The following is a 15,443-nucleotide window of genomic DNA, read 5'->3' on the forward strand; positions in this document are numbered from 1 at the left end:
GTACCGGTTGTCCCATGACCGCTGCCGTTGATGTCCGACCAGCCATGCGGCAGCTGACCAAAGAGGTAGGCTGCCTAACGTATACGTCGCTGGAGGGGGCATCATTCGGTCGCGCGACTACTCGCTTCGAGAAACTGCGACCCTGCCCGCGAGATTTTCAACGAAATATTTTTTGAGCAGCAGAGCAATACGAGCAGTGGGTACGGGCCAGAGCCCGCCTCGTCGAATTTCGACCGTTGCCCATCGGCTCGAGGTCGCTTCGGAACAGGACCTCAACGAACAAATGCGCATTCGATAGCGGGTTACCGCACCGGAATAGCAATGAGCCCGCGCGATTGCTCAGACGGGCTCATCAACATAACCGCTTGTGGTTGAGAGGCATTTAAGCGCCAGGCGCGACCTGCCGTATGCTAGCCACCGACGCCGCGAATGTCCAGCGCCGACGACCTTGGTAATCAGACAGGTTTGATATTCGAGGCTTGCTTGCCCTTCGGACCCATCTTCACCTCGAAGCTCACTTTCTGGTTTTCTTGCAGCGACTTGAACCCCTCGGCCTTGATTTCGGAGAAGTGCGCAAACAGGTCTTCCCCACCGTCGTCCGGGCTGATAAAGCCAAACCCCCTTCGCATCGTTGAACCACTTCACTGTGCCGGTTGCCATTTGTAACCTCTTCAGATTAAGCACTAACTCGCAGCGATTTGAGGCTGCGGCTCACCCCGCGACGCAGCAAATCGCGCGAAATCACGCCGTGAATGACTGCCGCATCTGCGTGTCAGCAAGGAGCATGCAAGGTCATAGTTGAGTCGGGCATGGGCCTCTCGCGACGCTCTGACTTCTGCGGACGGACTGCTCCGACACCGGCGAAGCGGTCTTCCAACAACTGGTATCGCTCGGCAAGCGGCACGTCGATGTTCGCGTTGAACCGCTGCATCCACGCTCGGGCCTCGCCCTGGTCTGCCTGTATCTCCGGCGAATTGGCCGTGTACAACTCCCCTGCCAGCATCTTCTCTTTCTCCGTTCGGACCATACGTACCTCGCCTTCAAGGCTCGCCGTTCGCGACCGCGGCGTCATTGGCATAACGCCAACGAAACGCTTGGAACCTCACAGTGAAACTGAAGCCTGCGGCGTGGCGTGCAACGCTGACGCTATCGTCCAGGTCCCCAAAAAAACGACTCCGAAAAAAGAAAAGCCTGCGCGAACGCAGGCTTGAATCCAAGTCGGTTGAGACATGGAGGAGACAAAACCAGTATAAACCCTTATAGGTGGTTTGCAAGCCTGTCAGATGTCGACATCGTTCGGCGTCGCGCCCCAGTACTGTTATCCCGTCGCGGGGCCGTTGCGCGGCAGCATCGGAATACCATCAATACAGCATCATGTCCACTCGCGTGGGTTGTGGTCCGAAGGTGAACGAACGGCGGCAACGTACCGACTATCGGCAGCATGACAAACGGCAATCGCACTTTTGTATGCCGCGCGTCATGAACGGTCAGCACGGTGTTAATCACGATGAACCTGCCAGGCTCCGCAGAGCCAGTAACGCGAATCGCGTGTTACGAGCGCTACTGGCACAATTCACGCACATCCGGTCGAGGGACACTGCGCTAATTCGCGTCCACAGCCGATGCCGGTTTTTGCTTTTTATGAAAGAACGAAGATTTCCCAGCGCCTGAGGCGGGACGATGGGTATTGGCCTTACGGGAAGGCGGAAGCGGCGCGCCTGGCGTCCATCCTTGCGTGTCGCTGTGGGCTGCGCTAGCTCCAGCTTGTCGGGGCGGTTTCGGGTTCTGCTGCGGCTGCGCATTTGCTAATGTCGAGCAAATCACAAACGCCGCTCCCGCAGCCAAAATCTTCTTGCTCATCAACGTCTCCTCGTTGTCGTTCAAAAACTGCGCCACAAGGGCGCTACACCCCTAGGTTGGGGAAATGGCCCGCCAGAGCGGGCTAAGGGTTTTCATCGCATGTATATCCAACACTGTCGTCGCTATGCCACGAGCTAGTTCCCGAGCAATAGGTCTTGCGTGATAGCCGCAGCAGTCGCAGAACTTCTCGAGCAGGTCGGCCTCAGTCATCGGACTCTCGACGCTGCCACGCGGTCGTTCTACTGTCACGCTCCTGGTTCGTCCGTCCTTGGTCGCAAGACTCACCGTTCCGCTAAGGGCTGCCTTGAAATCTGCGCCCGTATCAATCTTGTAGCTCATTCTTTCTGTGAGCGAGAGGACGAGCGGGTCCGCAAGCCGTTCTGCTGAAAAGCTATCGAGGCCGACGCGCCGATGAACCATCGCTGATGCCGTGACAAACGGGATGCTGAATTTGGCGTCAATCGCGGCTACGGGACGTTGCTTTTGCTGAAACGGCTCGCAGAGCATTCGGGTCAACGAATTAGCGGTCAGCTCCACGCCTACAACATTGTCGAGGGCGAGGTCGTCGTTGCGGACAAGTTCAAGCGCCGCCTCAATGAAAGGGTGGGTACCTCGACATGACGGCCAGGGCTTGTAGCTCACAAACGCCCCTTCGAATCGTTGCCCAATGTCCTTAACGATGCGGTCCCTGTCGAAACGCCCTTCTGCATACATCGCGAACCAGCCCGCGCGTCCCTCCAGGGGTTGGGCAAAACCATTGACACTATCCCGAGCGAGGAGCGCGGCGACAACACCGGCTTGCGCCGCGAAGCCATCCCTTACGGCCCGAATGGAGGACTGTGCGTCGTCCTCGAATTGAGCCGTGAGAACTGACTGGCTCATTGCGAGTGAAAGCGCCGCGACAGTCTGTTCTTCCGTCAGCCGAAGCAAGCTCGCCGCGGCGGCGGCGGCACCAAACGCGCCCAGCATTGGCGGGTGGTACCAGCCCCGGTCATGTGGGTTTGCCTGCAATGCAAGACCAAGACGACAAACTAGGTCCGCGCCCACTGCGATTGCGGTTAGCAAGTCCTCCCCGGTTGTTGCTTCCGACATCTGCGCTACTGCCAGAGCCGCGGGAATTACCGCAGCATTAGGATGCAGCACCGCACCGTCGTGGGTATCCTCGAAGTCGACCGCGTGTGCCAGCGCCCCGTTGGCCAACGCCGCTAACGGCGCTGGGACACGCTCGCCGGTGGCAAGCAGGAGACAATCCTGCCGACCACCCAAAGTACGAGCGAGATTGAGAAATGGTCCGCAGGCATCAGTTAGGCCAGTTGCTGCAAACATCACGCCGAGTGCATCCAAAAGACTGAGTTCGGCCGCTCGGACGGCCTCCAGCGGAAGATTCGCGAAGCGCGTATTTGTGACGTTTCGCGCAAGCACTCGCGACTCATCCATTGATGGACTCCCTTTGCTGCGCCAATCGGGCCTCGGATAGGGTCGTCAATAACACACGACCTTCAGACAGTGTGAAGCCCGTCTCAAATCCGGCATACGCGTTAGCCTGCTCTAAATAGTCGACGACTCTATGGAATCGAGGGTCAGCAGCCACAAGCAGTGTTGGCCGTGAATGTTGGCTAATGAATGTTGGCAGCAACGAGACTTCGGCCACTTCTCCCTCGCTAATGACCATGCGAACTACGACAGTCATCTGTGAATCGGGCGGGAAGGTGTATGAAGCGTCCGGGTCCGGGTGCCATTCGGGGTTAAGTGACTGAATCTCCTTGAACGCCTTGCTCGCCATCATTTTTGGGCTTAGCGGCACATCCAGCGCGAAATTGCAGAGGCTGTAGAAGATGGGCTTCCCGCGGTATAGCTCTACTCCTTTCAGGATATGCGCGTGGTGGCCAAGAATGACGTCGGCTCCTTCGTCGATTGCCGCCCGCGCGACTTCTCGCTGATAGTCCGCAATGGCAAAAGGAATAAAGTGGATGCCCCAGTGCATGGACACTATGACTACGTCAGCCGTCTCACGCGCTGCCCGAATGTCGCGCCGCATTGCTTCCAGGTCGTCGCGGTTTGGGTAGGTATGAATTCGCGGAGGCGTTCCAGGTTGGTCCTTTTCGACCTGCTCGTAGACCGTCCATGCACGCATCGGCACGCAACCCGCCCGGTTCTCGTCGGCCCAGAAGCCCTCGGGGAGAATACTGCAGTATGCGAGGAGCGCGACCTTGGTTCCCTTGCAATCGACGAACACTGGCTTCCGCGCCTGTTCTATGTCTGCGCCCGCGCCGACCGGAGAGATACCTGCGTCCCCCAATGCAGAGAGCGTGTCGTCGAACGCATCTCGGCCCCAGTCCATGCAGTGATTGCCAGCGACCGATACGACGTTGAAGCCACATTCCCGGATGGCGTCGGCCGTTTCGCGTGGCGCCTTTGTGGTATGGCGAACCTGCGGAAGCCTTTGACCCCGCTCGGAGAGGTTCACTTCGAGCTGGCAGAACCCAATGTCGGCTCGACGCATTTCTTCGCGCACGTCTTCGAATATCGAACGAGGGTCGGCCCTGCATGGGCCAACGTCTCCGACGGCCAGGAGCACAATGTCGTTATCGTTTTTCATCGTGGTTGTCTCAAATTCACCGGCCGGCTTCAACTACGGCGACAGCACCGATGACTTTGCGCAAGGGGAGAAGAAGGACGAAGCCCACAGCCATCGCGGCAGCGAGAAAAAGTGTCGGTTGCACGAATGACCCGCTCGCCTGACGCAGCCAGCCGATAACGTTCGGGCCGACGAGGCCGGCGCTATTTCCGACAAGGTTAATGAGCGCCAACCCGGCAGCAACGGCTGAACCACTCAGGAAACCAAGCGGTATTGTCCAAAAGATGCCTTGCGCTGCGCCAATCCCGCACCCTGCAATCAGAAGACCGAGCATGTTGTATGGTGCCGGTGCTCCTGCGCCGATGACCAGGCCGACAGCGGCGGCGAACATTCCTCCGCCCACGTGCCATAGTCGCTCCTGGTGCCGGTCTGAGTGCCGGGCATTGAAGTACATACCCAAGCCCATCGCCACCCACGGAATCGCACTGAGGACGCTGACGCCAAAGTCCGTTTGCTTCGAAACCTGTTTGAGGACAAGCGGCAGCCAGTAGAGCATCCCGGTGAAGCCGAGAATAAGCGAGAACAGTGCGCCAGCGGCGGCCCAAACGCGTGGGCTGAAGAACACCGAACGCAGTGACTCGATGCCGCCTGCGGACCGAACAGAACTGTGTTCACGTTCGATTTCCGCGGTCAACCAGCCTCGTTCGTCGTCGGTGAGCCATCGCGCGGCCGCAGGACTATCAGAAATATAGAAAAGGGATACAACGCCAAGCAAGATGGTCGGCAACCCTTCAAGAAGGAACATCCACTGCCAACCGGCAAGTCCCGCCCCGGAAAATGAGAGGAACCAGCCTGACAGGGGTGCGCCGATAACTACAGACACAGGCGCGGCGAGGAACGTGCTGGAGATGGCCGTACCACGGTAGCGCTTCGGAAACCAGTTGTTCAGGTAGTAGATGATGGCCGTACCGAAACCGGCTTCCGCTGCGCCGAGAACGAAGCGCAAGACGAAGAACATCTCTTTGCTGTTTGTGAACGCTAACCCTGCGGACGGCAGACCCCAGAGAACAAGGGAGCCCCCGAGCCATACCTTGATACCGAGCTTCCGGATAAGCATGGCGCTCGGCAGCTGGAGGGCGAGATAACTCACGTAAAAGAGACTGACGCCCATGCCATAGGTCTTCGCATCAAAGCCCAGGTGGTTGTTCATCTGGAGCGCTGCGAAGCTGATGTTCACACGGTCGAGGGCGAAAAGCATGTACAGCACGAACACAAAGTAGATGATGCGAAGTCTCAGTTTGCGTAACGTAGATGCTTCGAGTGTCATTCCTGTCTCCTGTCCAACTAGCATTCAGACCGAGGCCGTCTTTCCAATGGCCCGCAAAATATCCGCCTAACAAAATCAGAACCGCGTTCTCAAGCCGACGCGAACGGCCGTCTGATTTCCGGAAGACGATGGCCCCAGCATCCCAATGATGTACGCATTGGCCAGGCCGTCGCCACTTGCGTGTTGATAGAGGACGCTCGCGTACACGCCCGTACGGGGTGAAATTGAATAGTCGAGCGTGGCGCCGACCTGATGAGCCTTGTTCTCGTCGAGCACCTTGTTTCCCTGCATAAACTGATATTCGACGTGAAGATTCAACGCCGCGCCAATGGGAAACAACGCGCCGATTTCGTATACATCGATACGAGCGCCGTTGTCAGTGTTTGCCGTGTTGGTGTAAAGCGCGTCCACGAAATTCTTTCCGATGGCGTATCGACCACCGAAGCCGTAGTTCCGAATACCCTTGCTGCCATTCGCGATGGTCGGGTACTTCTGGTAGGTGTAAGCGGCGTCGAGCGCGAGCGGACCGTTCGCGTAATCGATGCCGAAGCTCTGCGAACTGTTCAGACCGAACGACCCCGGTTGACCGCCAAAGCCATACATGGCACCGGCTGTCAGGCCGTTGATGACCGGACTTTGATACAGCACCGAGTTGTTCATCCGAACAGTTCCTGCGGTTCGGTCAAAGTCAAACATCCCAAACGGCCCTGGAGCATTCAGCTTCGAGAACGGACCCGCTTGCGTCATGAAAGGCGACACGTAGAGAATCATCGGCCCCCAACGCCGCGACGCAAGCGAAGTGAGCATGAAGTCATACTGGTTGCCCGCGGTGACCGTACCCCAATTGTCGTTCTGGATTCCGACCCACGCCTGGTGCGCGAAGATGCCACCGCCATTCATGGAACCCGTTCCCAGGTTGTAGTAGCCCTCAAGTTTGAAAAGCGCTTTCGTCCCGCCTCCCAGGTCTTCAACGCCCTTCAAGCCCCATGGGTCTGGATTGTTCACGCCCGACTGGAAGAACGTATTGCTATGGCCGCCCTGGTTCGACGTGTAGGTGATGCCGGCATCAATCGCTCCGTACAGCGTCACGCTGCTCTGCGCATGAGCAGCGCCGCCAGTCAACGCACAAGCCAGGAACGCCATCGCTTTCTTTCTCATTGAGTGTCTCCACAAGCTGTTTTTCTAGTCATCCAAACGGAAATCCGCGAAGCTCCCGGGCCGATACGTAGCCGCTGAGAACCTCGGCAATCGCTGCAAATAAATTCGTTAACATTCTTAACGATTGCTATACTAGGACCAACGGCAGGTGCTTAGCTAATGTCGAAACTGGATGACGAGAATCCGTTTTTGACATATCCGGGAAGCCCCTGACGCAGTAGCCGCGTGGTGGAGCGCGACGGACGCGCTCAGCTGATTGCGAAACGAACACTGACTGGAGGGTGGCGCGAACGGCTGCCATCCACGGTACGCTCAGACTCGGAGGGATGTCGTGCAAGAAGGGAAGACAGAATCGGAATTCAATCCTCTTTACGAAGAGACGTTTGACAACTCGCACGCGTACTACACGGAGATGCGTGCCAAGTGCCCAGTGGCGCATAGCAACGAGTTCGGTGGCTTTTGGGCGTTGTTCAAATACGACGATGTCATCCGTCTTCAGGAGGACACTGAGTCGTTCAGTACGGCCGAGCAGAACATCGTCCCACGCGTAACGCGCAAGGACGGACCTCGACCGCCTCTCCACTTCGACCCGCCGGAACACAGCACCTTCCGAGACCCTATCAATCGCATTTTTCGAAAGTCGCGTATCGACAAGCTGGAGTCTTCGCTCCAAAGCTACGCACAAGAGTTGCTGGTTCCCTTGGTTGAGCGAGGACATGCAGATTTCACCAAGGACTTCGCTGAATATTTTGCAGCGCATGCTTTCGGCGAGATATTGTCTCTGCCGCTTGAGATGATGCTGCGCGCACGGGCGGTGGGCGTGCGCTACTATCGCGCGACGACGTCGATGAATCAGGACGAGATGATTCAGGCGAGCACCGACCTTTACGCTATCGCGCGCGAAATCGTCGACGCTCGGAAGCACGCCTTGTTGAACCCAGATGAAGACTTGGTTTCCGCGCTTTTACTCGCTGGCGAGCGAGGCACGGCCATTCCTGAGCAACTCGTTGTCGCCAGCATTCGACAGTTCTTGTCGGCAGCTCAAGCTGCTCCCGGCGCAGTTCTCGGCAGCATTGCCGTCCACTTGGCGCGCGACCAGGAACTCCAAACAAACCTGCGGACTAATCCAGAGTTACTTCCGCGCGCCATTGAAGAGTTTCTTCGGATGTATGCGCCGTACCGGGTATTTGCTCGAACCGCAAAGCAGGACGTCGAAATCGGTGGGCGCCGCATAAAGGCAGGCGAAGCGATAACGATGATTTTTCCATCTGCGAATCGTGACGAGGACGTGTTCCCAAACCCACACGAGTTCGACATGTTCCGACAGCCGAATCGTCACATCGCCTTCGGCCGCGGAGCACATCAATGTCCTGCGTCGTCGCTCGCGCGCCTTGAACTGAGAATCGGCATTGGAGCCTTGCTGCGTATGACCGATGGTTTTGACCTCGGCGGCGAAGTCAAGATGACTGACTGGGTCGAGTTCGGACCCTCGTCGACTCCGCTGCGGCTTACGTCAAAAGCCTAATCAGAGAAAGAGGAGCCCGTGCATGCACGGCTCGCTTGATTAGTCAGCATCTGGCGCTGCTACGTCGCCCGGCATGCTGCGCGTCTCGAATCCACCAATGATTTTGTCGAAGAGCTGGTTGAGCGCGCGCCTTTCTCCGTCTGAGAGCGGAGAAAGAATGAGCTCGTTATGCTGGTCGATGCGTTCGCGAAGCTTCTCCCACAGCTTCTCGCCCTTTTTCGTCAAGCGCAGAGTGTTAATGCGTCGGTCCTCCGCAGACTCTTTGCGGACGAGCAGCCCTTGCTCGGACATTCCGCGAAGAATCACAGCGAGTTGCGACTTCTTCAGCAACAGCGAGTCGCAAAGCTTTGTTTGCGTAATTCCGGGGTTAAGCGCGAGAATTGCTACCACGCTCGCGTCGCCGGGGAGGATGCCCACTTCATCGAAGATTCGTTGACTCTCACGTCGCACGAAGCCGCGAAGCAAACGAATTGAGAAAGGAAAATTGGACCGGAGAAAGCCGTAGTTCACCTGCCGCTCAGCTTCCGACGCCACTCTTGTTTCAGAGGACGCCCGCGTTGCACTCGTACCGCTCATGTCGCTCCTTTTCATGCGGTCGACTGGCGCCGACCGTCAACTGCCTCTCGTAGCTGAATATATCAGAGAGCAGCTGTCAGAGAAGAGCTAGCAACGCATAAGACTCAGAAAAGTCCAGCAATTCCGCCGCCCATGTGGGGTTTAAGGCAGGCATATGCGAAATCGTGGAAAGGTGTAGCTATTCCATGAACACGTCCTTTCCGGCAAACCAACCCGCTCAGTCCATCCAGTTCGAGACGACGGCCAGACACGAGGTCGTGGTGCATCGATGCAACCATGTCATCGTCGTGGTCGCGGCCTTCGCAGCAGCACAACCAGGAGATGAAGATACGACCAGGATACTTACGTTCTGGTCGAGGACCTCTCGCACCAACGCGGGCATCCGCGCCATGTCTCCGTCAGCCGTTCGGAACACGACGTCAAGCTTGCCGCCGTTCGAGTAGCCCGCCTCGGCTAGGGTGTCGAAAAACGCCTGATTTGTGACGGCCATCTTCTGGAATCCGCCCGCACCAGCCACGAAGCCGATGCGAGCCGGTGCTGAGCTTGCCGCCGGTTTGGTGCTTGAACAGGACAATAGACCGATGATTGTTGCGACCAGGACCGCGCATGTAATAAATGATTTCACGATAGGACCGCTATGCGAAGTTTGTCGGGGGACTACAGTCAGGGCTGAAGCCGCCGGCAATCGAGACAGCGAAATAAGCATCGCGCTCGACTGCCATAGCGACTTATTGCGACTTAGAACTTATGTCTGATGCCCGCGCGGACCGTCGTCTGGCGGTCGCTAGTGGAAGGCGTCAGGTTGTTAATCGCCGCAACTGCGGTGGCACCCGTTGAATCGGTGCCGGAGGCCTTTTGATAGACGCCGATTACATAGACGTCCGTTCGCTTCGACAGGAAGTAGTCGACCCCGAGGGCGCCTTGGTAATACTTTGCTCCTCCAGTCGAGCTCGTAGCGGTGGAAACACTGCCACCCTTCGTGTAATCGAATGCAGCTCCCAGCACCAACGCCGGCGTGGCCTGGTACTTGAAGCTCACTTCCGCATTGTTAAACGTTGCGTTCCCGGTGTACCCGCGAGGATTCGGGCCTGACGTGACTGTGTCGCCTAAGCTTTTAAACTGCACGTTAGAGTAGGTTGCGCCGATTGTTGCGGCACCGAACGTGTACGCCCCGCCAGCGCCGATGACTTGATAGGTGTGCGCGGACGCGTAGCCACTGTAGACGGGCGACGAGATGAAGTTCGCATTCGCCGCAGGCGCAGTACTTGCCCCATTGTCGCCAAAGAAGCCCACGTTCGGGTTCCGCGCGTTCAAGTAAGCTGCGCCGAGGACGAGCGGGCCACGCGTGTATCCTGCCCCAACGGACCACACTTGATTCCGCGTCGTCTCTCCTGCAATGCCGCCAAGGCTGTACACGCCGCCGAATCGGAGGCCGCTGTAGTCCGCGCTGGTGAATTTGATAGCGTTATTGACGCGGTAGGCATTGTTGAAGTTGTCGAGGTCGCCAGGGTGCGCGGCGATGTACCCGCCCCACTGCGTTCCAACTTCGAGCGGACCGACATAATCCACGACGGAATCGTACTGACGGCCAAGGGTCATCGTGCCATAGGGGCTCGAGAGACCGACATATGCCTGACGCCCGAACATCAATCCCTGAGTGCTTCCGCGATTCTTCTGGCCGAGCGAGCCGTTGTTGACGTCAAAGCCGTTCTCGAGCACGAAAATCGCCTTCAGTCCACCACCCAGGTCTTCCGCCCCACGCAAGCCCCACCGGCTACCTTGCATGACGCCGCTTGAGAGGTTGTATAGGCTTTTACCGCCAGAATTGGACGTCCAGTTAAATCCCTCATCGATAATGCCGTACAGCGTGACGCTGCTCTGAGCATGAGCGCAAGTGGTGAACGCGGCAAGGCAACCCGCGGCAAAGACGGTCTTCTTCATGACTTAGAGTCTCCAAAATACTTCTTATAGTTAGTCCAGCCTTCAAAAGGGTCTGGATGTGATTTCAAACACTATCGGTCTAGTCGACGTGGAATCTACTTGACCGAGACTTCCAATGACCTAACGCAAATGAGCCCACGACTGCATCGGGCAGCCGTGGTGATGGAAGGGGCCAGAGGAACCAAAGGTTTCGAAATGCGGAGTCGGCGACCAGGTCTTCTGCGAGAACACCGGGCTTGGAACGCCGATATCAGTTCGCGAAGAAGTCGGACACCATGCGGTTGAATTTATCCGCGTGTTCCCACTGCGCCCAGTGCCCGCAGCGGCTGAACACATGCAGGTCGGCGTTCGGCAGGCCCCAAACCAGACGCAGACCTACGTCCAGCGGAACGAATCGGTCGTCGCGGCCCCAAATCACCAGCGTCGGCGCTTTGATTTCGGAGAGACGATGGCCCACGTCCGGGAACTGCTTCGGATTCGCATCGAGGCTCTTCGCGAAGTTTTCGAGGTGTTCCTTGCGCGAAAGCATGTTGTCCAGGCGGGTTTTGAACAGGTCCTCGGTAAGGTTGCTCGTGTCGAACACGAACACATTCATCATGCGCTTCAGATTTTCGATGGTCGGCTCACGATAAAGCCCGTTCAGCAGCTTGATGCCTTCTGTCGGCATCGGCACAAACTGGCTCGGGCCGCCGGTGCCGCCACCCATCAAGACGAGCTTGCCAACGCGGCTCGGGTTTGCCAAAGCAAACGCGACGGCGCTGTGTCCGCCCATCGAGTTGCCGATGATATGGACCGGGCTCTGGATGTCGAGCACGTCGAGCAGGCCTTTTAGTGCCTTGGCGTTCAGCTCGGAGCGCGAGCCTTTGCTCACAATCGGGTCGCTCTTGCTCCAGCCCGGGCAGTCCATCAGGATGACACGATAGCCTTCTCCAACCAGCGGCTCAAGATTGCGGTTGAAGTTCGCCCAGCCGCTCGCGCCGGGGCCTGACCCGTGCAGCATCACCACGGTCTGGGGACCTTTGCCCATGTCGTTGTAGTGAATCTGAAGGTCGAGGTCACCCTCCTTGATTCGGGTGAACTTGCTCGTACCTGCTTCGGTCAATTCGGTTTGCGTGCTCATTCTCGTTTCCTCTGCATTACAGGATTTGTGGAGTCGGGAACGTGAAGCGCCAGCTTGCGCGTCACAATCTCGAGTTGAAGACTTACGCTTTGCCCAGAACCGTCTCGAGAGCAGTGCGCAGCAACTGCGACGCTTCAGCGTTATCGAAGACGTTCCCGCTTTGACGCCAGGCAACATATCCGTCCGGACGCACCAGCAGCGCTCCAGCTTCCTCGATATCGCGCTGACGCTGCCAATCGCAGTACGGGTCCTGGTAGCGTTCAGAGCCGACGACGACGGTCTTGAGGAAGGGAAGGTCCAACTTCGCAACAGCGTCAGCCCATGCCGTGCCGCCAAGGCCAGTCACAAGGGTGAACTTTCCTTTGCCCACGACATCGAGGGTCGAGATACGGTCGCCAGCCTTATTCACCAGCCATGCATGCGGCAACTTCGCGCCCGGGCGCGTCGTCGGCTGCAGATAAAGCTCGGGGTCTCGCGCCCACGCCTCCGGTGCTGACCCATCGTCGACAACGGCGCTCGACGAATACCGTTGGTTCATCTCGACTCCTTGAGCGTTGAATTCTTTGTTCTTCAATTCGAGCGCCTCCTGTGCGGCAGCGCGCGCTTTCATGCCCTCAGGACCAGGGTCTTTGAATCGGGCGATACCCGCAGCGACCGGGTTCTCTGCTCCTTCGACGCTGAATACTGCTTTGATGGGGGCGTAGTCCTTCCGGGACTGATTGGCTCGGAGCACAATTTGCTTTCCGACCGGTGTTCGCTCATCCGAGTAGGTCTCAAGCAACTGCGGAGTGGCGTAGCCGTTCAAAACATAGGCCAACTTCCACGCCAAGTTGAAGGCGTCTTGCACGCAGGTGTTCAGGCCAAGGCCGCTTGAGGGCGGATGCCGGTGGGTAGCATCGCCGCCGCAAAATGCGCGGCCACGCGAATAGGAAGTGGCATATGCTTGATTGACGTACCAGACCGACTTTCGAACAATTTCGACTTCCACGTCAGGGTCACCGACGAGGACTCGAATCTTTTCGAGGACAGTTTCCTCGCTCAAATCCGGGTCGCCCTTCGAAATATCGAACCCCCAACCAGCAATCCATTGCGTCCAGGGCTTGACCGCGCGCAGGAGCCCCAGACCGATTTCGCCGAAGCTGGCGTGCGGGCTGACAATCCAGTGAAGAATGCTCGGGCGATGCTTCACATACTGCGAGAGGTCTGCATTGAAGATGACGTACGCCGTGCCGGCACGCGCCATCTCGCCTTCAACTTTCAGGTCCAGCTCTTCTAGCACCCTAGAGCGCGCACCGTCGGCACCGACCAGATACTTCGCCCGCATCGAGTATTGGCGACCAGTGAGCCGGTCCTCGAGCTGCACGGTTACACCGTCAGAGTCTTGGGTGTGACTCAGGTACTCGGTGTTTGACGAGAACACTGCGCCTCGCTTTGCAGCATTGTTAAGCAGGATAGGCTCCATGTTCGGCTGGGTGATGTCGACCAGCGGACACGGACTACCTTTAACGTAGTCACCGTGACGCTCCTCTCCGGTTCCCCAAGCGCGGTGGCGGATGAGTTCCTCGCCTGCCAGCGACGTGGTAAAGAGGCTGTCGCCCATTTGGTCCCATGGCGTCGAATTGCGAGATACGTCCTCTTCAATGCCAAGGTCGCGGTAGACCTCCATCGTGCGCTGGTTGGTGATATGAGCGCGGGGGGTATCAGCCAGCCAGTTCCAGCGGGAAATGATGTGCGAGCGGATGCCGTAGGTCGCTAAAGCTAAAGCGGTCGTCGCGCCCATCGGGCCAGAGCCAACGACGACAACGTCGGTATCGAAATCAGTGGAGGTGTCCATAGTCTCTTCCTGTCCTAAAAGTTCTTTAACCGGCATCCATGGCCACTTGCCACTGGTTGCACGCACGCTTACAGAGCGGATGTGCCGTCTTCAGCTTTAGTCGAAGTTGAATTGCGCTGCCGTTCTTCGGCAACGTCGTGACATCAGGCCTGTTCAAGCCCATCAAGGTGTTTGTCTCGCACTCGCACAGCGCGCTCAGGGAAGGCGAAGGCAATGCAGAGAGCACCGATTGCGGACAAGACAGCGATGGCAATCACGCCTCCGTAGAGACTTCCCGTCACGGTCTTGATGTAGCCGAGCAAAGGAGGGCTCGCGAAGGCGCCGATGTTTCCGAGAGTGCTGATGAACGCCAACGCTACGGGTGCTGCCTTCTGGCTGAGATATCCCGGAGGAATGGACCAAATCAGTGGGCCGCTCGCGCCGGTCGCGAAGCTCGTTACGGCGAAAGCCGTCAGCATCAGAACGAGATTCTGAGTTGACATCGCTGCAATCAGTCCGAGGGAAATCAAGCAGAAGCAGAGTGCAAGGTGCCAGCGGCGCTCCTTCAGCTTGTCGGAACTCCAGCTGAGTACGACGGCGCCAACGAAACCCATGCCAAGCGGAATCGCCGTGAGCAAACCGATGTTGACCATCGATGCGACGCCACTCTCCTTGACAATCGTCGGGAGCCAGAAGAACAGCAGATAGTTGCTGCAGATAGCAGTAAAGAAAAGGAAAGCGACCAGATAGTTGAGTGGGTTTGCCAGAATCTGACGGACAAGACCTGCCGAATGGTCGGCCTGCACCGACACTTCCGATGCCAGGTCAGACTTGACCGCCGCTTTCTCTTCGTCGCTGAGCCACTCGGCGTCGTCCGGCCGGTCGCGCAGAACAATGAAAGTGATGACGCCCAGAACGCATGCCGGCAGACCTTCAACAATGAATACCCATTTCCAGCCGGCGAGACCCAAGAAACCGTTCAGTCCAGAGAGAATCCAGCCTGTAATCGGCGCAGCAATGGCGCCTGCAGCAGCGTTCGCGACGAAGATGACCGCTGTAACGCGTGCACGCATGGCCGCCGGAAACCAGTACGTGAGGTACAGGACGATGCCGGGCAGGAATCCAGCTTCAAACGCACCGACCAACAACCGCAGCGTGATGAGATGCCCGACGCTCGAGATAAAAGCCGTTGCGGCGGTCGCCAGTCCCCATAGGAACATGATGCGAACAAAGGTCTTGCGCGCGCCCCACTTGGCCAGGAACAGATTGCTCGGAATTTCGCAGAGTGCGTAGGTGATGAAGAACGCTCCCGCCGCGATGCCGTACCAAGTGGCATTGATGTGCAGGGCTTCACTCATCTGCAGCTTCGTAAACCCGATGTTGATGCGGTCGATGAACGCGACTCCGTAGCAAACAAAAAGCAACGGAATGATGTGCCACCAGATTTTTCGGTAGGCCCTGCGCTTCACGCCATCGGGCTCGTACTTGGGACTCAGTGTGCTGCTCATGTCTTCCTCCAAACAGGTATCTTTAGTTCTTGTTGTC

General features: G+C 57.7%; 14 protein-coding genes and 1 pseudogene. 1 reads left to right on the top strand and 14 read right to left on the bottom strand.

Annotation, left to right across the window (positions count from 1 at the left end; all coding sequences use genetic code 11):
- Positions 1 to 455: 455 nt before the first annotated feature.
- The 7 genes and pseudogenes from PQR08_RS00590 to PQR08_RS00620 form a co-directional block, all read right to left on the bottom strand.
- A pseudogene (locus tag PQR08_RS00590) lies at positions 456 to 660 on the bottom strand (cold-shock protein).
- Between the two features lie 112 nt (positions 661 to 772).
- On the bottom strand, positions 773 to 1,078 hold the full coding sequence (locus PQR08_RS00595) for a maltose acetyltransferase domain-containing protein (protein ID WP_408160974.1): 306 nt from the start codon (positions 1,076 to 1,078) through the stop codon (positions 773 to 775).
- Between the two features lie 524 nt (positions 1,079 to 1,602).
- Positions 1,603 to 1,860: a hypothetical protein gene (locus PQR08_RS00600; RefSeq protein WP_250486876.1), complete on the bottom strand. Its 258-nt coding sequence runs from the start codon at positions 1,858 to 1,860 to the stop codon at positions 1,603 to 1,605.
- 51 nt (positions 1,861 to 1,911) lie between these two features.
- Positions 1,912 to 3,297: an MmgE/PrpD family protein gene (locus PQR08_RS00605; RefSeq protein WP_250486875.1), complete on the bottom strand. Its 1,386-nt coding sequence runs from the start codon at positions 3,295 to 3,297 to the stop codon at positions 1,912 to 1,914.
- Complete coding sequence (locus PQR08_RS00610; RefSeq protein ID WP_250486874.1) at positions 3,290 to 4,459, bottom strand: CapA family protein; 1,170 nt, start codon at positions 4,457 to 4,459, stop codon at positions 3,290 to 3,292. The genes PQR08_RS00605 and PQR08_RS00610 overlap by 8 nt, the downstream gene beginning before the upstream one ends.
- A 16-nt stretch (positions 4,460 to 4,475) precedes the next feature.
- Positions 4,476 to 5,765, bottom strand: coding sequence for an MFS transporter (locus PQR08_RS00615; RefSeq protein ID WP_250486873.1), 1,290 nt, complete (start codon positions 5,763 to 5,765; stop codon positions 4,476 to 4,478).
- 75 nt (positions 5,766 to 5,840) lie between these two features.
- Entirely contained in the window at positions 5,841 to 6,923 is a 1,083-nt protein-coding gene (locus tag PQR08_RS00620) for a porin (protein WP_250486872.1), read from the bottom strand.
- Between the two features lie 331 nt (positions 6,924 to 7,254).
- Here PQR08_RS00620 and PQR08_RS00625 point away from each other — a divergent pair, with 331 nt between their 5' ends.
- Positions 7,255 to 8,448, top strand: coding sequence for a cytochrome P450 (locus PQR08_RS00625; protein WP_062254539.1), 1,194 nt, complete (start codon positions 7,255 to 7,257; stop codon positions 8,446 to 8,448).
- Between the two features lie 39 nt (positions 8,449 to 8,487).
- On the opposite strand, the gene PQR08_RS00630 is transcribed toward PQR08_RS00625, so the two are convergent.
- The 7 genes from PQR08_RS00630 to PQR08_RS00660 all read right to left on the bottom strand — a co-directional run bounded on the left by PQR08_RS00630 (position 8,488) and on the right by PQR08_RS00660 (position 15,406).
- Positions 8,488 to 9,024, bottom strand: a complete 537-nt coding sequence (locus PQR08_RS00630; RefSeq protein ID WP_250486871.1) for a MarR family winged helix-turn-helix transcriptional regulator — start codon at positions 9,022 to 9,024, stop codon at positions 8,488 to 8,490.
- Positions 9,025 to 9,128: 104 nt separating this feature from the next.
- Positions 9,129 to 9,302, bottom strand: a complete 174-nt coding sequence (locus PQR08_RS00635) for a ketopantoate reductase family protein (RefSeq protein WP_408160976.1) — start codon at positions 9,300 to 9,302, stop codon at positions 9,129 to 9,131.
- The gene (locus PQR08_RS00640; RefSeq protein ID WP_250486870.1) at positions 9,242 to 9,649 is read right to left on the bottom strand and encodes a hypothetical protein; all 408 of its coding nucleotides are present in this window, start codon (positions 9,647 to 9,649) and stop codon (positions 9,242 to 9,244) included. Before PQR08_RS00640 ends, PQR08_RS00635 begins: the two co-directional genes overlap by 61 nt.
- A gap of 113 nt (positions 9,650 to 9,762) precedes the next feature.
- On the bottom strand, positions 9,763 to 10,965 hold the full coding sequence (locus PQR08_RS00645; RefSeq protein ID WP_062254547.1) for a porin: 1,203 nt from the start codon (positions 10,963 to 10,965) through the stop codon (positions 9,763 to 9,765).
- A 250-nt stretch (positions 10,966 to 11,215) separates the two neighbouring features.
- Entirely contained in the window at positions 11,216 to 12,085 is an 870-nt protein-coding gene (locus PQR08_RS00650; protein WP_250486869.1) for an alpha/beta fold hydrolase, read from the bottom strand.
- An 82-nt stretch (positions 12,086 to 12,167) separates the two neighbouring features.
- Positions 12,168 to 13,919 (bottom strand): FAD-dependent monooxygenase, encoded by a 1,752-nt coding sequence (locus PQR08_RS00655; protein WP_250486868.1) that lies wholly within the window; start codon positions 13,917 to 13,919, stop codon positions 12,168 to 12,170.
- 143 nt (positions 13,920 to 14,062) lie between these two features.
- The gene (locus PQR08_RS00660; protein WP_250486867.1) at positions 14,063 to 15,406 is read right to left on the bottom strand and encodes an MFS transporter; all 1,344 of its coding nucleotides are present in this window, start codon (positions 15,404 to 15,406) and stop codon (positions 14,063 to 14,065) included.
- Between the last annotated feature and the right edge of the window lie 37 nt (positions 15,407 to 15,443).

This window comes from Caballeronia jiangsuensis (genome assembly GCF_046030135.1).
Classification (GTDB): domain Bacteria; phylum Pseudomonadota; class Gammaproteobacteria; order Burkholderiales; family Burkholderiaceae; genus Caballeronia; species Caballeronia jiangsuensis.